This is a genomic window from Pseudarthrobacter sp. RHLT3-21 (genome assembly GCF_059383495.1).
This window is the reverse complement of record NZ_JBWZCI010000005.1, coordinates 26,790-45,493: the sequence shown is the minus strand read 5'-3', so window position 1 is coordinate 45,493 and position 18,704 is coordinate 26,790. Positions and strand designations below refer to the sequence as shown.

General features: G+C 65.8%; 21 protein-coding genes and 1 pseudogene. 4 read left to right on the top strand and 18 right to left on the bottom strand.

The window, feature by feature from the left end; all coding sequences use genetic code 11:
• Positions 1 to 8 precede the first annotated feature (8 nt).
• The 9 genes and pseudogenes from AC50YA_RS07360 to aspA all read right to left on the bottom strand — a co-directional run.
• Positions 9 to 497, bottom strand: a complete 489-nt coding sequence (locus AC50YA_RS07360; protein WP_494981654.1) for a universal stress protein — start codon at positions 495 to 497, stop codon at positions 9 to 11.
• Positions 498 to 593: 96 nt separating this feature from the next.
• The gene (locus tag AC50YA_RS07355) at positions 594 to 842 is read right to left on the bottom strand and encodes an SCO4226 family nickel-binding protein (protein WP_494981653.1); all 249 of its coding nucleotides are present in this window, start codon (positions 840 to 842) and stop codon (positions 594 to 596) included.
• A gap of 177 nt (positions 843 to 1,019) precedes the next feature.
• Positions 1,020 to 2,531, bottom strand: coding sequence for an amino acid permease (locus AC50YA_RS07350; protein WP_494981652.1), 1,512 nt, complete (start codon positions 2,529 to 2,531; stop codon positions 1,020 to 1,022).
• Positions 2,532 to 2,542: 11 nt separating this feature from the next.
• Positions 2,543 to 3,643: an asparaginase gene (locus AC50YA_RS07345; RefSeq protein WP_494981651.1), complete on the bottom strand. Its 1,101-nt coding sequence runs from the start codon at positions 3,641 to 3,643 to the stop codon at positions 2,543 to 2,545.
• A gap of 19 nt (positions 3,644 to 3,662) precedes the next feature.
• Positions 3,663 to 4,397, bottom strand: a complete 735-nt coding sequence (locus AC50YA_RS07340; protein WP_494981650.1) for a FadR/GntR family transcriptional regulator — start codon at positions 4,395 to 4,397, stop codon at positions 3,663 to 3,665.
• Between the two features lie 136 nt (positions 4,398 to 4,533).
• Positions 4,534 to 4,800: a winged helix-turn-helix domain-containing protein gene (locus tag AC50YA_RS07335; protein WP_494981649.1), complete on the bottom strand. Its 267-nt coding sequence runs from the start codon at positions 4,798 to 4,800 to the stop codon at positions 4,534 to 4,536.
• Between the two features lie 28 nt (positions 4,801 to 4,828).
• Entirely contained in the window at positions 4,829 to 5,710 is an 882-nt protein-coding gene (locus tag AC50YA_RS07330; RefSeq protein WP_494981841.1) for a dicarboxylate/amino acid:cation symporter, read from the bottom strand.
• Positions 5,683 to 6,111 carry a cation:dicarboxylate symporter family transporter gene (locus tag AC50YA_RS07325; protein ID WP_494981648.1) on the bottom strand — a complete coding sequence of 143 codons (429 nt, stop codon included), beginning with the start codon at positions 6,109 to 6,111 and terminating at the stop codon, positions 5,683 to 5,685. The genes AC50YA_RS07330 and AC50YA_RS07325 overlap by 28 nt, the downstream gene beginning before the upstream one ends.
• 223 nt (positions 6,112 to 6,334) lie before the next feature.
• A pseudogene (gene aspA / locus AC50YA_RS07320) lies at positions 6,335 to 6,547 on the bottom strand (aspartate ammonia-lyase); the annotation flags it as partial.
• A 189-nt stretch (positions 6,548 to 6,736) separates the two neighbouring features.
• Here aspA and AC50YA_RS07315 point away from each other — a divergent pair.
• Together AC50YA_RS07315 and AC50YA_RS07310 are read left to right on the top strand one after the other, a co-directional pair.
• On the top strand, positions 6,737 to 7,012 hold the full coding sequence (locus AC50YA_RS07315) for a helix-turn-helix transcriptional regulator (protein ID WP_494981840.1): 276 nt from the start codon (positions 6,737 to 6,739) through the stop codon (positions 7,010 to 7,012).
• On the top strand, positions 7,009 to 8,250 hold the full coding sequence (locus AC50YA_RS07310; RefSeq protein WP_494981647.1) for a type II toxin-antitoxin system HipA family toxin: 1,242 nt from the start codon (positions 7,009 to 7,011) through the stop codon (positions 8,248 to 8,250). Before AC50YA_RS07315 ends, AC50YA_RS07310 begins: the two co-directional genes overlap by 4 nt.
• A 99-nt stretch (positions 8,251 to 8,349) precedes the next feature.
• Here the strand turns inward: AC50YA_RS07310 and AC50YA_RS07305 are convergent, their stop codons facing one another.
• The gene (locus tag AC50YA_RS07305; RefSeq protein WP_160676430.1) at positions 8,350 to 8,967 is read right to left on the bottom strand and encodes a uracil-DNA glycosylase family protein; all 618 of its coding nucleotides are present in this window, start codon (positions 8,965 to 8,967) and stop codon (positions 8,350 to 8,352) included.
• 118 nt (positions 8,968 to 9,085) lie between these two features.
• Here AC50YA_RS07305 and AC50YA_RS07300 point away from each other — a divergent pair, with 118 nt between their 5' ends.
• Positions 9,086 to 9,592 carry a hypothetical protein gene (locus AC50YA_RS07300; RefSeq protein ID WP_494981646.1) on the top strand — a complete coding sequence of 169 codons (507 nt, stop codon included), beginning with the start codon at positions 9,086 to 9,088 and terminating at the stop codon, positions 9,590 to 9,592.
• On the opposite strand, the gene AC50YA_RS07295 is transcribed toward AC50YA_RS07300, so the two are convergent.
• The 5 genes from AC50YA_RS07295 to AC50YA_RS07275 form a co-directional block, all read right to left on the bottom strand.
• Positions 9,589 to 10,659, bottom strand: coding sequence for an amidohydrolase family protein (locus tag AC50YA_RS07295; RefSeq protein ID WP_494981645.1), 1,071 nt, complete (start codon positions 10,657 to 10,659; stop codon positions 9,589 to 9,591). The two genes, AC50YA_RS07300 and AC50YA_RS07295, sit on opposite strands and share 4 nt — an antisense overlap.
• A gap of 192 nt (positions 10,660 to 10,851) precedes the next feature.
• Positions 10,852 to 11,238, bottom strand: coding sequence for an RNA-binding S4 domain-containing protein (locus AC50YA_RS07290; RefSeq protein ID WP_494981644.1), 387 nt, complete (start codon positions 11,236 to 11,238; stop codon positions 10,852 to 10,854).
• Between the two features lie 275 nt (positions 11,239 to 11,513).
• Positions 11,514 to 12,518, bottom strand: coding sequence for an aldo/keto reductase family protein (locus AC50YA_RS07285; RefSeq protein ID WP_494981643.1), 1,005 nt, complete (start codon positions 12,516 to 12,518; stop codon positions 11,514 to 11,516).
• An 83-nt stretch (positions 12,519 to 12,601) separates the two neighbouring features.
• The gene (locus AC50YA_RS07280; protein WP_494981642.1) at positions 12,602 to 13,666 is read right to left on the bottom strand and encodes an aldo/keto reductase; all 1,065 of its coding nucleotides are present in this window, start codon (positions 13,664 to 13,666) and stop codon (positions 12,602 to 12,604) included.
• A 170-nt stretch (positions 13,667 to 13,836) separates the two neighbouring features.
• Entirely contained in the window at positions 13,837 to 14,700 is an 864-nt protein-coding gene (locus AC50YA_RS07275; RefSeq protein WP_494981641.1) for a hypothetical protein, read from the bottom strand.
• Between the two features lie 230 nt (positions 14,701 to 14,930).
• Between AC50YA_RS07275 and AC50YA_RS07270 the strand changes: the two genes are divergently transcribed.
• Positions 14,931 to 15,332 (top strand): YchJ family protein, encoded by a 402-nt coding sequence (locus tag AC50YA_RS07270; protein ID WP_494981640.1) that lies wholly within the window; start codon positions 14,931 to 14,933, stop codon positions 15,330 to 15,332.
• A 7-nt stretch (positions 15,333 to 15,339) separates the two neighbouring features.
• Here the strand turns inward: AC50YA_RS07270 and AC50YA_RS07265 are convergent, their stop codons facing one another.
• The 3 genes from AC50YA_RS07265 to AC50YA_RS07255 all read right to left on the bottom strand — a co-directional run bounded on the left by AC50YA_RS07265 (position 15,340) and on the right by AC50YA_RS07255 (position 18,582).
• Positions 15,340 to 16,134 (bottom strand): TIGR04086 family membrane protein, encoded by a 795-nt coding sequence (locus tag AC50YA_RS07265; RefSeq protein ID WP_494981639.1) that lies wholly within the window; start codon positions 16,132 to 16,134, stop codon positions 15,340 to 15,342.
• A 51-nt stretch (positions 16,135 to 16,185) separates the two neighbouring features.
• Positions 16,186 to 18,216 (bottom strand): acyl-CoA dehydrogenase family protein, encoded by a 2,031-nt coding sequence (locus tag AC50YA_RS07260; RefSeq protein WP_494981638.1) that lies wholly within the window; start codon positions 18,214 to 18,216, stop codon positions 16,186 to 16,188.
• A 63-nt stretch (positions 18,217 to 18,279) separates the two neighbouring features.
• The gene (locus tag AC50YA_RS07255; protein WP_494981637.1) at positions 18,280 to 18,582 is read right to left on the bottom strand and encodes a hypothetical protein; all 303 of its coding nucleotides are present in this window, start codon (positions 18,580 to 18,582) and stop codon (positions 18,280 to 18,282) included.
• Positions 18,583 to 18,704: the final 122 nt, after the last annotated feature.

Genomic DNA, 18,704 nt, shown 5'->3' with positions numbered 1-18,704 from the left:
ATCCGGGGCTACAGCCTCGACGTTTTCTTGCCCTTGGAGCCCTTCCAGAGATGGTGGGGTCGGTGGCTTGCGTCCGTATGCACCACGAGGACCGGGCAGGCAGCGTGAGAAACGCATGCTGAGCTCACAGACCCCAGATGCATACCCACGACTCCGCCGTGCCCGCGGCGGCCGACCACCAGCATCGCGGCGTCCGCACCGGCTTCGACCAGCTTGGCAGGCGCGGGGCCGCGGACCAGTTCCTGGCTGAGGTTCTCAGGAACGTCCGGCCCGAACGCTTTGCCAAGCGCCTCGGCCAGTGTCTTGGCAGCGGCTCCTTCGAAGGCGTCAAAGTCCGGCGGAACGTAGCCGGCGTAGATCTGCGGAAAGTCCCAGCAGGCCACCGCGTGGATCCGGGCATCGAGGGCGGGCGCCAGACGTGCCGCGAAACGCAGCGCCTGCACCGAGGAATCGGAGCCGTCCACGCCTACAACAATCTTGGCTTCCGGGTTGTCCATGACGGTCCTCCTTGGAAGATGGAAGCTGACGACGGCGGCACCTCGGGTTCCGGGTGAATGGAACCCGGCGTACCGGCGTCGAACTGGGCTGGCTGATCAGACTTTGATCGGAACAGGGTGGACCTCGTCGGCGGGGTGGCCCGCGCGCTCGTGGATTCGCCGTACAGCGTCCGCGGACGGGGCCTCGGACAGGCAGTAAACCAAGCCTGACTCGGGATCGGCCCAGGCAGATTTAAAGTCAACGCTTTCGTCGCTTTGAATGGCGAGATCGGCGTCGTGGGCCGCTTGAAGGGCTTCCTGGGTGATTCCGGTCATATTGCGATGAACATCCATGAATTCCGGCATGAAACTGATGCTCCTTAACTGGGTTCGCCGTTGATACAGCAGGATGTGGCCGACGTTAGACCTGCGTCTGTGAACCGTCAAGAGGATTCTGGAAGCGACGACGGCGGCACCTGGGTTCCGTGTCCACAGAACCCAGGTGCCGCCGTCGGACGTCACAGCCGGCCGGCCGGCAGGGAGCTACTTCTTGAAGGCCTCCGCTGGCGGGTTGGCGACGACGGGGGCGGTGCCGGTGAAGCCTTCGCGGGTTTCGGCGATTTCACGGATCCGCTGGCGGCATGCGTACCAGCCGACGACCATGAGGGCGGAGGCGATGGCGGTCACGAGCATGGTGAGGGGCGAGTCGATGAAGACCATCACGAGAACGCTGAGCAGGAAGAGCAGTGAGAGGTAGCCGGTGTAGGGGGCGCCGAACATGCGGAAGGAGGGGCGTTTGAGCCAGCCTTTGTGTGCCCAGCGTTGGAGCTGGATCTGGCAGAGGACGATGGTTGCCCAGGTCATGATGATGCCGACGGAGGCGACGTTCAGTACGATTTCGAAGGCCTGGGCGGGTACGAGGTAGTTCAGCGGGACGCCGAGGAGGGACACTGCGGCGGTGATGGCGATGCCGCCGTAGGGGACGCCGGCTTTGTTCATGCGGCCTGCGAACTTGGGGGCGGAGCCGTTCACGGACATGGAGCGGAGTATGCGTCCGGTGGAGTAGAGGCCGGCGTTGAGCGAGGAGAGCGCGGCGGTGAGGACGACGAGGTTCATGATGACGTCCACGCCCTGGATGCCGATGGAGCCGAAGAATGTCACGAACGGGCTGACGCCCTTTTCGTAGGAGGTGTAGGGGAGCAGGAGGGCGAGGAGGATGACGGAGCCGACGTAGAAGACGGCGATGCGGAAGACCACGGAGTTGATGGCTTTGGGCATGATTTTTTCGGGGTTTTCGGTCTCGCCGGCGGCGGTGCCTACGAGTTCGATGGAGGCGTAGGCGAACAGGACGCCCTGCATGAGGATGATCATGGGGAGCAGTCCGTTGGGGAAGACGCCGCCGTTGTCCGAGAGGAGGCTCAGGCCCACGGGCTGGCCGTCGACGGGGGTGCCGAAGATGACGAAGTAGGTGCCGACGACGAGGAAGACCACGAGGGCGGCGACTTTGATGATGGCGAACCAGAACTCGAGTTCACCGAAGACCTTGACGGAGACGAGGTTCAGGGCGAGGACCACCAGCAGGGCGGTCAGGGCCCAGGCCCATTGCGGGACGGCCGCCATCCAGGGGATGTAGTTGCCGAAGAAGTTCATGTAGAGCGCGGCGGCGGTGATGTCCACGATGGTGGTGGTGGCCCAGTTGATCCAGTAGAACCAGCCGGAGACGAACGCGGCCTTCTCGCCGAAGAATTCACGGGCGTAGGAAACAAACGAGCCCGAGGAGGGGCGGTGCAGCACCAGTTCGCCGAGCGCGCGGAGGATGAGGAACGCGAAGAAGCCGCAGACGGCGTAGGCGATGACCAGGGACGGGCCGGCGGCGTTGAGCCGGCCGCCGGCGCCGAGGAACAGGCCGGTGCCGATCGCTCCGCCGATCGCGATCATCTGGATCTGCCGCGGCTTAAGGTTCTTGTGGTAACCCTTGTCCTCCGCGTGCAGGGCATTTTCGGTGGCGTGCGCCTGGGGTGGGACCGTGTGGTCCGTGATGGTTGAGTTTGTCATGATGGGGGTCCTCACAGGGCTTCGATGACGGGCGTGGACAGGAAATCTGTGGGCTGCAGCAGGCCCACGTTGTGGCCGCCGCCCAGGACAGGGGTGGTGCCGATGCCGGCCAGCGGCGCGGTGGCCACGCCGAGGGATTCGAGCACGCGGACGGTGGCGGGCATCCGGGCGCGGTCACCGCCGTCGGAAATCTTGACCGCTACTGCACGGCCATCGGGCAGGCCCACGAGCTGCACACCTTCAAAACCGTCCTTCGCCACCGCACCGGGGAGCAGCCGCATCAGCTCGGTGACGTCCCGGCGCTCGCCGGCCACCATGTCCGGGTGCTGCCGCATGGCCAGTCCGACGGCGGCTTCCGCAGGCAGCGGGGCGGTCCCGCCGTCGTCGGAGGTGCTGACTGAGGCTGCGGCGGCGGCCGCGATGCTGCCGAAGGCGCGGGCCATGCCGCGGAGGGTGAGGGCGAAGAGTGGCGTGCCGCAGCCATCCGTGCTGCGGGCGAAGGGGTCCTCGCCGGTCAACTCGGTGACGGTGGTCGCGACCAGCTGCTGCAGCGGGTGGGACGGGTCCAGGTAACCCTTGACCGGCCAGCCGTTGATAACGCAGGTGGCGGCCATGGCGGCGTGCTTGCCGGAGCAGTTCTGGGTCAGTTGCGTGGGGTTGAAGCCGGAACGCAGCCAGTCCTCGCGCTCGCTGGTGCCGTAAGGCATGTCGGTGCTGTTCTCGAGGTCGCCCACGGTGAGCCCGTGCATGGCGAGGATGCGCTGCGTGCCACCGCGGTGTTTGGCTCCGCCGGAGTGGCTGGCCGCGGTCAGCGCGAGCAGATCCGGGGGGAGGTTAAGGCCGGCGCGGACCATGGCAACGGCCTGCAGGGGCTTGAGGGAAGAACGCGGGTAGAACGGGGCCAGGGGGTCGCCTGCCGCGGCCAGGATCGAGCCGCCAGCTGCGGTGGCGATGGCCGAGCCGTAGTGGACGCTTTCCACCAGGCCGCCCCGGGTGGCCACCACCAGGGGCGCGTGCTGCGGGAGAGTCCCGGTTTCGGTTGCGGTCCGGGATCCGGTGGCGGCCGTACCGGGGGGAGCGGTCTGGACGGCGGGCATGGCAGGGAGTGGCATGTAGTCCTCGGGGCAGGGGTTACTTGTTAAGGATGGAGTCGAGGGCAACGCCCACGGCGCGCAGGTGTTCGGCCATGGCCTTGCTTGCGGCTTCAGCGGAGCCGGCCTCGATAGCGGCGAGGATCTGTTGGTGCTCAGTGTCCGATGCCTGCTGGCGGTCGGCCGCCATGTTCAGGGTTTCAGACTGGAAGGCCACGGCTCCCCGGATGTCGGCCACCACACTGGCGAACACCTTGTTGCCACTGGCACGGGCGATGGCGGCGTGGAAGCTGGAGTCTAAGGCCACCCACGATTCAGGGTCGGTTTCAGTGCTCATCGCGGCGACGATGTGCCGCAGCGTTTCCAGTTCTTCAACGGTCCGGCGCTGGGCGGCCAATCCTGCTGCGGGCACCTCGATGTGGGGGCGGGCTTCCGTGAGATCCCGGGCAGAGTACTGACCCAGTGTGAGGTCATTGGCTACCTTGCTGGCAACCACAAACGTGCCCTTGCCGGTCTTGGTGACGGTCAGGCCCAAGGCGGTGCAGGAACGGAGGGCTTCACGGATGACCGATCGGCTGACCCCGTACTGCTGGGAAAGGGTGGCCTCGGAGCTGAGCTTTCCACCTACCGCCACCTGACCGGACTCGATGTCTGTACGTATGGCGTTGAACACCGCCTCGGCAGCGCTGAGCCGGGCCAGGGGCTGGGCTCCGGCGGGCTGCTCGCGGATGGACTCCGCAGGCTGTCCTGCTGTCCGGCTGTCTGACAGGTTCACGCTTAAAATATGGCACTGGTCACACGCCGTGTCAACCCGGGTGCTGACTGGCCGGTCATCCGGAGGGCTCTCGCCCGAGGAGGTGGAACAGGTCATCTTCCTCGGGCGAGCTCCGCCACCGTGCATCAGCCGCGGATCAGTGGATCCGCTCCCTGGACTCCGCAGTCGCAGGGGCAAGGGCATAAAAGGGAGTGCAGCCGGTCCTTGTCCCGGGGGAAATGTTGGAGCGGACCAGCGCATCGGCCTCGAGCACAGCCAGGTGGTAACGGACGTTGTCCCTGGAGGACCCGACGGCGCTGCTGATGTCGGACACCTTGCTCGCCCCGTTGCTGGCGAGGTACCCGATGATCCTTGACCTCACGTTGGTGAGCCCGGCCGCGTACTGGGGGAATGAACGAACCATTTCGAATTCCTTTCAGGGCCTGACGCGATCAGTACATTGCGTGAGCGGGAGCGGGGGCCCGGCTCTGGTCCACGTCCGCTGCCGGGAACCCGTCTGCGTCGGGTGTGGCTTGGTCGTGTTTCCTGCCGATGACGGCGGTGGCGATGGCATTTCCGAGGATATTAGTGGCCGTGCGGCCCATGTCCAGCAACTGGTCGACTACCAACAGGACGGCAATGCCGGCGGCCGGGACGCCGAAGGCGGGGACGACGGCGGCGAGAACCACGAGCGAACCTCGGGGAACGCCGGCCATGCCTTTGCTGCTGAGCAGGAGCATGGCTGTCATGGCGATCTGCTGGCCCAGGTCCATGTCGATACCGTAGGCGTTGATGAGGAAGACGGAAGCGAAGGTCATGTACATCATGGAACCGTCAACGTTGAAGGAGTAACCCAGCGGCAGCACGAAGCCGGTGGTCCGTTTTTCGATGCCGAACTTGGTCAGGCCTTCGATGAGTTTAGGCAACGCGGCTTCGCTGCTTGACGTTGCAAACGCTATGACCATCGGCTCGCGGACTATGCGCACCAGGCGGAATGCCGCCCGGCCGAGGAACGCGGCGGCGACGGCGATCATGATGACCCACAGAGCCGAAAGGGAGACGTAGAATCCGCCGATAAAGGAAGCGTAGGTGGCAAATGCGTCCAGGCCCTCTGCCGTGAACGCCGAAGCGATCCCAGCGAAAACACCCACTGGAGCTGCCAGCATCACGTAGCCGGTGACCTTCAACATGACTCTCATCAGTTCGTCGATGGCATCCGCTATGGAGGAGTGGCCCTTCTTTCGAAGGTTCAGCAGCGCAATGCCGAAGAGCGCGCACACCAGGATCTGGAGTGGGTTGTTCGTGGTCAGGGCTGAGAAAACGCTGGTGGGGATGATGTTGGTGATGAACGCCTGGAAATCGAGGGGCTTCGACTCCAGGACCGCATCACCTGTGGGGGCGAGATGAGGCCATGGCCTACATTGAGCAAGTGCGCCATGATGAAGCCGAACGCGCCCACCAGTGCCGAGGCGCTGAGGAACCAGATCATTGCGCGCCCGAACAGCTTGCCGACGCCGGCGGATTTCGCGGCTCCGGCGATGCCCGAGACCAAGGTAGCGAAGATCAGTGGAGCAATGATCATCTTGATCAGGTTCAGGAACATGTGCGTCACTGTGTCGAAGACGGCTACGAGGGAGTCCCGCGTGTCCACCGGAAGAAGCCAGTGGAATGCCAGGCCGCTGATGATTCCCATCAGGAGTGACGCCAGAATCCATCTCGTTGATTTGTTTTTCAAAGTCAATCCTTCGGTTGGTGCCGTGATTCAGCCCTGGTCTGGGGCGCGGCCCTCGTCTTTGAAGGCCGATTCTCTGAATCCGGCGGGGGATTTTGGGCACGACGGGGTGCCCCGGATCGGATGAAGCGATCGGGGAGAGAGGTGTGCTGTTAGGGCGAGGTTGGGTGGGCCCACGACCGCAGGGTTCCCTGACAGAGCTTGCGAGGTTAGGGGCGGTTGGGGACTATTTGCTGAGGTTGGCCAGGCGTTCCGGGCTGAGGAGGTCCTCGAGTTGGCCAGCGGTGAGCAGGCCGTGCTCGAGCACGAGTTCGGCCACACCCTTGCCGGTGGCGAGTGCTTCCTGGGCGATGGCGGTGGCGTAGCCAAGGTGGGGATTAAGGGCGGTGACCAGCCCGATTGATTGTTCCACGGTGAGCCGGAGGTGCTCGGTGTTGGCCTGGCAGTTGTCACTAAGTGGTGTCAAGGCGCACGCCGAAGATTGCCGCACGGTCCCGCACGGTCCCGCGCGGGTCCGCGCGTTGAGCGGTACGTTCGTGCCGATCAGCCGCTGGTCAGGAAGCTGGATCGGGCGTAGGCTCGTGCCAGCCACCAAAACGGCATGAACGTACCTATCGGAGTTTTCGTGATGAAGCTACTTGCGGACCTGATGGCCACGGAGGTCCGTGCCCGCCGCGGCCAGCTGGGCCTGACCCAACTGGACCTCGCCGACATGGCCGGGGTCTCGGAACGCTTCGTCCGGTTCGTTGAGCAGGGCAAGCAGAGTGTGCAGCTGGATTCGCTGACGGCAGTCCTGGAAACCTTGGGCCTTGAACTCCGGCTGGCCACCCGGACCAGCCAAGCCGCCCGCAGTCTCGGCGGTCCGGCGGGTGCGCCTACCAGCGACCAAGAAATCAAACCGTGAAGCACCGCATCGCGGACATCTACAAGGCCGGTGTGCTCGCCGCGCGGCTAGAACGGCACGACGGCGGCACCCGGTTCAGCTACGTGCCGGCGTACCTCGCGTCCGGAGGTCCCGCCGTCGCCAGTTCCCTGCCGCTCACCGGAGCGCCCGTCCATTCAGCGGCCGGGGCGGCGCCGCCCTATTTCACCGGCCTTCTGCCGGAAGGCCGCCGGCTCAATGCGCTGCGGCGGTCCATCAAAACCAGCGCCGACGACGACCTCTCCCTGCTGATCGCGGCCGGCGGGAACCCGGTGGGCGACGTCCAGATCGTAGGCCACGGCGAAGCGTTGGATCCCGACGAGCACGCTGTCCAGCTGGATCCCAAGCTGCCGGTTGACTTCGATAAGTTGCTCGGTGATCCGGACCTGATCGATCCCGTGGTGCTGGCCGGGGTGCAGGACAAGCTGTCTGCCGGCATGATCTCGCTCCCTGTGGCCAGCGCCGGCAAGCGGTTCATCCTCAAACTCAACGCCCCCGAATTCCCGCATGTGGTGGAGAACGAGCTGGTGATGTTCCGGTATGCGGCCAGGCTGCGGATTCCGTTGAGCCGGGTCCGGCTGATCCGGGATGTTGCGGCCCGGCCCGGGCTTCTGGTGGAACGCTTCGACAGGGTGCCCATCCCAGGCGGCGGGCCCGGCGACGTCCGGCGGCTGGCCGTGGAGGACGGGGCCCAGGTACTGAAGCTCTACCCGGCGGACAAGTACAACGTGGGCTATGGCCAGGTCTGCCATGCTCTGGCCGCCTACTGCTCGGCGCCTCTCCCGGCACTCCGGAACCTGGTCATCCAGGGGGCGTTTGCGTGGCTGAGCGGCAACGGGGACCTACACGCCAAGAACGTTTCCATGGTCCAGCAGCCGCACGGGGAGTGGACCATCGCCCCGGTCTACGACATTCCGTCCACAGTGGTCTACGGGGACAAGACCCTTGCGCTGACCCTGAAAGGGAAGCGGAGCGGGATCTCTCGCCGCCACTTTCTGGGCTGGGCTGCGGAGCTCGGACTCACAGAGCGCACGGCCATCCAGGTGGTGGAGCTCGCGCTGAAGGCGTCAGGTCCGCTGATCGCCGACCTGGAGGCAGGCGCCGCGTTCGCCGGGCTCGGTGGGCCGGAGAAGAACGACGGCGGCTCGCCGTTCCCGGGCATGGTCACCAGGGCGTGGGTGAAGGAGCTCAAGCACCGCAGGCGCTTGCTGGAAGGCTGAGGCACCCGCGGTGACTGCCGCCGTCGTGCGTTCGCGAGGTGGCACTTAGCAGCAGTATCCGGCTCCGGAACTGCCGCGAACTGTCATCTCGCGAGTTGGTTAGAGGTGCTGGATGCCTGCCCGCTGCATGGCGTCCTTATAGACGTCCACGCTCTTGGCGAGGAGGTCCTCCTGTTTTGCTTCAGAAACAGCAAAGGCCCGCCCGCCGAGCGCGCTGGCCTTATATATCTTGATGCCGCTGTTCTTCAGGGAAGAATGGTAGGTCTTCTCGAAGAGGGTGAGGAACGTGGAGGCGTCCGTGCCATGGGCGATGACTGCAGAGACGCGGCGGTTGATCTTGAGGAACTGCCGGAAGGGCCGCAGTCCGTCAGTCTTTTCCTGGACGTTCAGCGCCGATGGAAGCTCCGGATCCCGCACCCACGGGTACGCATTCCATGGCATCACATAGCGAGGATCAAGCTCGGCAAGTTCGTAAATCTGGGTGGCGCGGCGGGCGGCTTCGTCGTCGTTGAAATGGGAGACGAAGCCGGATTCGGTGCCCTTGCCGGGAGTGACGTGGAGGCTGACGATCCTGCATTCGTCCTCGTCATGCACGGGGTCGATGTACGGGACGACGGACCCTGGCTTCTTTTCCATCAGTTCATCGCAAAGCTGCGTTACCGCCGCGATGTTTGGTTCCTGCAGCAGGGCCTTTTTTTCGTCCCAGTCAATCGTCACGATCTCTCCCTCAGCAGCACGGCGTCCAGAAACAGGCGTCTAAACCCACTCTACGCTTTTGGACGTTTAGGTGCGCAGTGCAAGTTAGCTCCGGACCGGCGCCGGGCCGGGTAACGTCATGATGATGAACAGGAAAACGCTCAAGTCCGACGGCTTTGCCGGCTTCCGGGCCTTCGACAGCCTTGAGATCATGAGGGTTCCGCAGGGCACCGGCGTGTTCGCCATTCTCCGGCCGAATGAGTTCGAGCCGCACTTCCTGAAGATCAGCACCGCCGGGACCTTCAAGAAAAAGAATCCCACCCTGCCGGCGGAAGCCATTCTGGCGGAATGGGTGGACGGCGCGGACATTCTCTATGTTGGCAAAGCCGGGCCGGGAAGCAAGGGCAACCGCGGCCTCCGGAATCAGATCAAGGAGTTCCTGGATTTCGGCAGGGGCAGGCCGCCGGGCCATTGGGACGGCCGGCTCATCTGGCAGCTGACCCACACGGATGAACTTATCATCGCGTGGAAAGAGGTGCCCGCCGAAGAACTAAACCAAGCCGAGGCCGCCTATCACGCAGCCTTTGTTGCGGACCATGGCCGGCTGCCGTTCGCGAATCTCGTGCAGGCCAAAGTGCGGAACTAAGCCAGGCCGCCGTCGTACGTGAAGCGGCCAGCCAGGAGCGTTGCCGCAACCGGCATGGCGGCGAATTCCGTGTCCGGCGAGGACAGCGGATCGGCGTCGAGCACCACCAGGTCCGCCGGGTCCCCGACCCGGATCCGGTTCCGGCCCCTTGCTGAGGCAGCAAGTGCCTGCCGTCGGCTGACGCATTCCTGGGGATGCCACGGCCCGCGGCCGTCCTGCCGGTACCTGGTGGTGGCCGCCGACATCCCCGCCCACGGATCCAGCGGCGCAACCGGCGCGTCCGAACCCAGCGCCAACGTGGCTCCGGCGTCGAGGAGCGATCTCAGCGGAAACGCCCGCTGCGTGCGGCCGCCCCAGTTGGACTCCGCGGCGTCACGGTCATCCAGTGCATGTACCGGCTGCACGCTGGCCGCAACTCCCAGAGGCCCGGCGATGCGGCGCAACCAGACGTCGCGGTTCCACGTCATTTCAAAATCAACGATGCCCACAATTCCCCGGGCGGATGCCGCGTCTGCGGCATCGCGGACCCAGCCGTCCACCACCGAGTCCGGGAGTTTGCCCAGCTCACGGGTCAGCGCAAAAGCAGGTTCCTCCCGGAGAAGGCCGCCGGCATCAACCTCCACCCCGTACCGCCGGGCGGCAGCGCTGTTCAGCCAGACACAATGCAGGTCGTGGCTGATCAGGGCGGTGGGCTGGTTGCCGGTGGCGGCGTCGAGCATTTCCAAAGTGGGGACGTCCGGCCACAAGGCGTCGCGGAAGCCCACCCCCGCGGTGGTGACCGAAGGATTGGCGCCGTGAACATAAGATCCGACGGCGGCTGCAGCCTCTTGCGCGGATGCGGCGGCGGACAGGTCCGGCCTGTTTGAGTGCAGCGCCCACTGGGTCATGTGGACGTGTTCGTCCCAGAGCCCTGGAATGACGTAGCGCCCGTCCACGCTGACCACGCGGGCGCCGCCCGGGATTCCGCCGCCGCTACTGATCCGGGCCACCACGCCATCAATGATGTGCAGGTCCGTGACGGCGTCCTCGCCGGGCTGGCGGACGGAGGCCAGGATGAGGCCTGTCAAGGAGCCAACCCCGTGAGCCCGTCGGCGGAGCAGGACCCCGACTCGACGGGAACGTTGTTGAAGAGTTTCGCAGCGGTGCCCATGATTCTCTCCGATCTGCGGCCGCACGTCGGCGGCGGCCCCAATTGTCGAACGCGGCACGGGGTGCGCACCGGCCCTGCCTGCCTTACCAGCTAGCCATTCGGCCGGCGTCTAGGTTGCGGAGCCCTTGAGCCGTTCCATCTCACGGCGATCCTTCTTCGTGGGACGCCCCGCACCACGGTCCCGCTGCGGGAGCCCCAGCGCAGGTGCCACCGGCCTTGGCGGAGTGTGGTCGGTAAAACAGTGCGACGCGGCCTCTGCCCCCACGCGCTTGGCGATGAGGCGGCGGACTTCGAGGGTGCGTTCGAAGCCGGACATCCGCACCGTGACGGTGTCGCCCGTGACCAGAGTGGCAGAGGCTTTGGCCGGGCTTCCGTTCAGCCGCACGTGGCCTGCGCGGCACGAAGCGGTGGCGGCCGAGCGTGTCTTGTAGGCGCGGATCGCCCACAGCCACGCATCAATGCGGACGCTGGCGAGGGAGGACGGAAGGATGGTCATGGCTGGCACCGAGTATACGGCGTCGCGTTCGCTGACCGCCGCCCTTGCCACGTTCCACGCGACGTGGCAAACGCCGCGGCGTGGGTGGCCTCGGACAAGGCAGGTGCCATCACGGACGCCACGATCAACATCTCCAGCGGCGCGGTTGTGGACTGCTGAGTCATCGCCCTCAGTCCCGGCTCACCCACCCCGGCCCGGAGCTTTTGTCCAGATAATGGCGCGATTCGTGCGTTTTCCGGCCATTGTCTGGACAAAAACTCCAGGAGAAGGAGTTCCTAGGCTTCGCGGGTGGCGGGGGACTTCGTCTGCGCCGGATCGCGTTCCGCGAGCGAGCCGATGGCGGCATCGATCGTCTTCATGGTCTCCGGCTCCAGCGTCACACCCGCTGCGGCCACCGTGTCTGCGAGCTGCTCAGGGCGGGACGCGCCCACGATGGCCGAGGCAACGTTCGGGTTCTGCAGCACCCAGGCCACCGCGAGCTGGGGCATGGAGAGCCCGGCTTCAGCGGCGATCGGCTTGAGGTCCTGGACACTGGCCAGGACGTCGTCACGCATCCAGCGCTCGATCATCCTGGCGCCGCCCTTGTCATCCGTGGCGCGGCTGCCCGCGGGTGCAGGCTGGCCGGGCAGGTATTTGCCGCTCAGCACGCCCTGCCCCATCGGGGACCAGACAATCTGGGAGATCCCCAGCTCTTCGGATGCCGGCACCACCTCCGCCTCGATGACGCGCCACAGCATGTTGTACTGCGGCTGGTTGGAGATCAGCTGGAAGCCCAGTTCCTTGGACAGTGCGTGGCCGGCGCGGAGCTGCTCCGCCGTCCACTCGCTGACGCCGATGTACAGCGCTTTGCCCTGCCGCACGATGTCTGCAAACGCCTGCATGGTCTCTTCCAGCGGCGTTTCGAAGTCGTAGCGGTGGGCCTGGTAGAGGTCCACGTAGTCCGTCTGCAGCCTGCTGAGCGAGCCGTTGATGGACTCCATGATGTGCTTGCGGGACAGGCCCAGATCGTTTTTGCCCTTGGGCCCGGTGGGGCCGAAGACCTTGGTGAAGATCTCCAGGGACTCGCGGCGCTCGCCCTTCAGCGCCGCGCCGAGGACGGTTTCCGCGGCGGTGTTGGCGTAGACGTCGGCCGTGTCAAAGGTGCTGATGCCGGCGTCGAGCGCTGCCTTGACACACTGGGTGGCGACGTCGTTCTTCACCTGGGAGCCGTGCGTCAGCCAGTTGCCGAACGTGATTTCCGAGACTTTGAAGCCGCTGTTACCGAGGTATCTGAATTCCATGGGTTCCACGCTAACGGAGTTGGTTGCTCTGGGTAAGGGCTTTCCGGCCGGAATGTCCGACGGCGGTGCGGCGGCTGCCGTGCTCAGCGGCGGCGGAGTTCCGCGTACTCCAGGGACGGCACCACGGCGCCGGCGTCGCGCTCCACGAAGTTGGTCCCGGGCGGGACCAGTTCGTCGACTGCATCCAGCACGGACTCGCCCAGGAGGGTGTCCGCTGCCCTGAGGTAGGCCTTGAGATGGTCTTCGGTGCGCGGGCCGATGATCACACTGCTGACGGCGGGGTGGTTCAGCGCGAACCCGATGGACAGTTCCACGAGCGAGATCTCCAGCTTGTCAGCCAGCCGGGCCAGCGAATCCGAAGCAAGCAGCTTCCGTTCGCTGGAAGGCCCGGAAATGTCGTAGCGTCCCGGGAGTGAATGCACCCGGGTTGGCGGTTTCCCGGCATCGAGGACAAACTCGCCGGATAGCCAGCCGCCGGCCAGCGGACCGTAGGCCAGCACGCCCAGGCCGTACTGCTGCGCAATGGGCAGGACATCGCGCTCGTTGCCGCGGACCAGCATCGAATACGGGACCTGGTTGGCAACAGGCGGGATCAGGTGGTTGGTGGTGGCCAGCCACTGGGCCTCCACGAGTTGCGCCGGGGTGAATACCGAGGTGCCGTAGTAGAGGATCTTTCCCTGCCGGATGAGGTCGTTCAGGGCGGTGATGGTTTCGAGCACATCGGTGTTGTAGTCCGGCCGGTGCGCCTGGTAAAGATCGATCCGGTCCGTCTGCAGCCGGCGAAGGCTGCACTCCACCGCCTGCATGATCCAGCGCCGGGAGTTCCCGGAGTGCGCGGGGTTGGCGCTCATCTGCCCGTGGAACTTGGTGGCCAGGAAGACGTCGTCCCGGCGGCCGCGGAGCGCGCGGCCCACCACCTGCTCGGACTCACCCTGGGAGTACACATCCGCGGTGTCCACCGCGGTGATGCCGGCGTCGAAGGCGGTGTGGATGATGCGGATGCTTTCATCCGCTCCGGTCGGGGCGCCGCCTGCCAGGGCGCCGCCGGACGCGCCGCCCGGCCCTTCGCCAAAGTTCATGGTGCCCAGCGTGAGCGGGCTGATGGGCGTGCCGGACCGGCCGAACACACGAAGTTCGCTGAGGCTCATCCCCGGCTCCTCACAATCGTTTGTCCACGCGGATTGCTGTGGATCGTCACGACGCTACACAAATTCGGCGCGGGGCCGCAGGAGAGAGCCACAGTGCTTCGCTTTTCGTAGTACGGGGTAACGCGGGCCGGAACGGTGACGGTTTGTGACGCCCGGGCGCCGCGCCGTCCTCAGCGCTTGTCGGCGGGCAGCTTGGCCTTGAGGACCTCCGCATGGCCGGACAGCGACACCAGCGATCCGGTGTCCAGCAGGGACAATGGTGCCGGGGCGGGCGGCTTCGTGAACGAGCGGGCAGCCCCACTGGCGGCGGTCTCACGGTTGGGCTTGTCGTGCCCAGGGTTGTCCTGATGCAGCGCCGACTCCACTAGCGGAGCCACCGCTTCGACCTTCGCTGCGGGAACGGAGGGGCCGGGAAGATCGCGCACCGAGATCTTGATTTCGGGGGCGGCGGCACGGGCGCGCGCCATGGCCCGGGCATCAGCTTCGGCCACAGCAGCGGCCCAGTCCTCGGCGAGCACCGGCTGCTCCTTGCGGGCCGCGGTCAGCAGGGGGTGATGCTCCACCGCGTCGTGGAAGCGGGGCCGGATTTCGGATGGCTTCAGGTAGTTGCGGCCGTCTCGAAGGGCCTTGCGCCAGTCGCGCGGCGTGCTCACAACGGCCGCGGCGGCAGCGCTGTGGGCGCGCACGGTGTACAGGGCTCCGCCGGCCGTCGTCCGCAGGGCGCCGGCCTTTGCGCGCAGCACCCCGGCGCGGGCCGGCTTACCGGCAGTGGAGGCGGCAGCGGCGTCGTCGTGCGTTGCAGCGTTGGCGTCCGACGGCGGCCCGGGCTCCCCGGTCAACCGAACCAGGGGGAGGGTTTCGTTTTTGGGGAGCCGCCCCAAGAGGGCCATCACGGTCAGTACAAACAGCCGCCCGACGCCGGCGAGCAGCAAGGTGATGACCACCAGCAGGACCAGGCCCAGGAACATCAGGAACGCGAGGCCGAGCGTGCCGAAAAAAGTCAGGTTGAGGGCAATCGTCGTCGAATCTCCCACGTCACCTCTCCTCTCTGCCGGCGGCGGAGTCCGTCCCGGCACCCCTCACCACGGGCAACAGCCCTCCACCACCTTACGGACTATTTATCGCTCTTGCGGGCTCCGGGCGGGGTTCGTCCGAGGTTGTTTCGAAGCTGTTACCGGAAATGACAACACCGGCAGCGCCCTATAGTCGGAAGGGATCCACGAGGCCGCCGGACAGCGGCCCGGACAACCGCGACAGGAGCACCATGCCCGATAATCCGATCAACGCCGGCCCCTGCGTTTGCCTGTCGGGCGAGACGTACACGGACTGCTGCGGGCGGTTCCACAACGGCGGGGCCGAAGCCGCCACGGCGGAGCAGCTGATGCGCTTCCGCTACAGCGCGTTTGCCCTGCTGAACGCCGAATACCTCCGGAAAACCTGGCATCCGGATACTGCGCCTTCGGACCTGGAACTGGACCCGGCCATGGAGTGGCGCCGCCTGGACATCCTGTCCACGAGCCGCGGCGGCCCGCTGGATACTGAGGGGACCGTGGAGTTCAAAGCCCACTTCCGGCACAACGGCGAACGCGGAGTCCACCACGAAACCAGCCGCTTCGTCCGCGAGAACCGCCGCTGGTACTACGTCGACGCCGTGATGCTCGCCTAGCTCCCGTTTACGTTTCGTCCGGGGTGAAGCCGGCCCGGTCCACCTTGCGGTGGAAGTGCATGCCCGCCAGGCCCCCGAGCACGGCACCCACCAGCGCGACCAGGGCCACCACGACGGCGGCAATGATGCTGGTGAGGGTCAGTTCGCCTTCGTTAATGGGGATGCGCGGGAAGCTGTTCAGGCTGGCCAGGACGTTGAACTGCTGCCCGGCGACGAGTCCCAGGATCGCGATAACCACCGCGGCTATGAGTGCCCAGATCCACACCATAAAGCCCTGCCTGGCGCCGTTGAACCGTGCCATCCGGCCGGCAACATAGCCGCCCGAGTAGTAGGAGATGAACAGGACCACCAGCAGGACGATGATGCCCACCAGCCCGATGGCGCCGTTCGTCGTTACCTGGTTGACGGCCTCGTTTACGTCAGTGTTGTTCGCCAGCCCCACCGCCGTTCCGGCTGCCGCCACAAAGGCCGTGAGCAGCACGGCCATGCCGGTAGCAGCAAGCCAGCCGAAAAAGGCCGAACCTACCTTGATGCCGCCGAACTGGTCCTTCTCCCTGGCCACGGCCGTCTGCTGGTCGGTCAGGCGCGGATCCGTCAGGCGTGGATCCAGCACCGGATCGTCGGTCAGCGGCGCCTGGGCTGCCGGGTCATAGTCCTGCTCGGCATAGGGCGCCGGCGCCTGGTCGAAGGCGCGCGTGGGCTCGCCAGTGGCGAAGGTTTGGTCACGAGCAGTTTCATTCCGTAGATTCGCATTCCGCGTCGTGGGCGGAAATCTGTCCTCTGGGTCCGTTTGGTTGCTCATGGGTCAACTCAACCACTGGTGACCAGCGATAACAAGGCTGCTTAGTAGTAGCTAACGGTACTTCCGGTGCAGGTTTTCCTTGGTGGAGGCCCCCGGTGTGGCATCGGCGATCCACGGGCCGGTGCCCTCCGACGGATCCAGCACGCCCGCCTCAAGCCAGGTGTAGTCCCCGGCCAGGACCTTGCGGGAGAGTATATGGTCGCCGTCGTCCGTGTTGCGCCACAGCTGGTCAAAGTACTCGTCAATGCGGACGCGGGCCTGCTCGCAGTACGCCTCTGCCAGTTCGTAGGCACTGGCGGCATGCTCCGGCGTGGTGCGAAGGATCATCTCGGCCCGTGAACAGCATGCGGCCATGGCGAACAGCTCGGCGCCGATATCCACCACGCGGCCCAGGAACGCCTGCTTGTACTCCAGCTTTGCCTGCCACCGCCCCATGCCGTAGAACGTCTGGCGGGCCAGCCGGCGCGAGGACCGTTCCACAAAGCGCAGCTGCTTGGCCAGCCTGCCGAAGTCGCTGTAGGACCTGGGGTCCATTCCGGCGCCAGCCACGAGTTTGGGGAGCCATCTGGCATAAAAACCTGAAGCCCCGACGGCGGCCCGCGCCTTGTCCTGGAGGCTCGCGTCCACGGACGCAAGGTCGCCGGCGGCGGCAAGATGGGCATCCACCGCTTCGCGGGCGATGAGCAGTTTCATGATCTCCGAGGAACCTTCGAAGATCCGGTTGATCCGGAGGTCGCGCAGCTGCTGCTCGGCCGGAACCGCACGTTCGCCCCGGGCTTCCAGGGACTCCGCTGTCTCGAAGCCACGGCCGCCGCGGATCTGGACCAGCTCGTCGGCGATCCGGCAGCTGATTTCGGTGGACCACAGCTTGGCCAGGGCCGCCTCGATCCGCACGTCCTTCTGCCCGGCGTCCGCGAGTTCCGCGGACAGTTCGAAGACGGCGTCCAGGGCGAAGGCGGACGCGGCAATGAAGGCGATCTTCTTGCCCACGGCTTCGTGTTGGCCCACCGGCCGGCCCCACTGGGTGCGGGCGTTGGACCATTCCCGGGCGATCTTCAGGCTCCAGCGGCCGGACGCGACGCACAACGCCGGCAGGGCGAGCCGGCCCGTGTTCAGCGTGGTGAGCGCGATCTTCAGGCCCTGGCCCTCACGTCCCAGCCTGTTGGCCGCGGGCACGCGCACCTGGTGGAACCGGGTGACGCCGTTTTCGATGCCACGCAGTCCCATAAAGGTGTTGCGGTTCTCTACGGTGATGCCGGGGGAGTCCATTTCCACCACAAAGGCGCTGATGCCGCCCTTATGCTCGGTGCCGTCCGCATCGGTGTGGGCCGGCACCACGGCCATCACCACCACAAGTTCGGCAATCACACCGTTGGTGGTCCAAAGCTTCACGCCGTCCAGGACGTAAGTCCCGCCGTCGTCCGTTGGAACGGCGGTGCTGCCCATCCGGGCGGGATCGCTGCCCACGTCCGGTTCGGTCAGGAGGAACGCGGTAATGGCGCCGGCGGCGCAGCGCGGCAGGTACTCACGTTTCTGCTCCGGCGTGCCAAAGACCTTCACGGGCTCGGGCACCCCGATGGACTGATGCGCGGAGATCAGGGCGCCAATGCTGGGGTGGACGCTGCCGAGCAAAGCCAAGGCCCTGCCGTAATAAACCAGGGACAATCCGAGTCCGCCGTACTCCTGCGGGATCTTCATGCCGAAGACGCCAAGGCCCGCCAGACGCTGGAGGTATTCGTCCGGGATCCTGGCCTCGCGTTCGATCATGCGGCCGGACATGGTGCGGGCGTACTGGGTGAGGCGCTCCATAAAGGCTTCGCCGCGTTCCACGTCATCGGCCTTTGCCTTCGGCCAGGGATGGATGAGGCTAAGGTCGAAATTCCCCAGGTAGAGTCCCTTGGCGAAGCTGGGCCGGTCCCAGCCAATCTCGCGCGAGGCTTCAGCAAGTGCCCGGGCGTCCGCCGCGGTGGCTTCGGGTCCGATTTTGGCCGCGGCGACGGGGACTTCGGCGTCCGGGGAGTCTGTGGCAAAAACTTCCGTGGCAGGCGGGTTCGTGGCGGGACTGTCAGTGGCGGAGCTCATGGGGTATCTCCTCAGACCGGTGTGGCCGGTTCAAGCCATGGATCCGCCGGGTTGGAGAACCCTTCAGCTGTCTCTCAACATTACCCGCGGGTAGCTTCCAGTGCTAGGGGATGGCTGGCCCTGGAAGTCCCCGGGGATCTCCACGGTGGAGGCGTGGTGGACCAGCCTGTCCCAGCCGTGGTTGATCCCGTGGACCACCGCCAGCAGCGTGGTGGAGGCGAGGAACCAGACGAACTTGCCTACCCCCACCATGACCAGGGCCAGGAAGCCCGCTGTCAGGACGAAGCCCACCAGGACCATGGCAAACACCAGGGTTCCGATGAACACCATGGTTGCGGTCTCCACTGCACTTAAGTCGAACTGCATTGTTCCCCCTGCTGCGCCGTTGCTTCGGTTGAGATCGGTAGCATGAGCGTAGGGGTGCTTGGGCGCCCCAGCCAGACCTGCCCGGCCGTCACGGCGGGTTGATACGGGATCGCAATGCTACC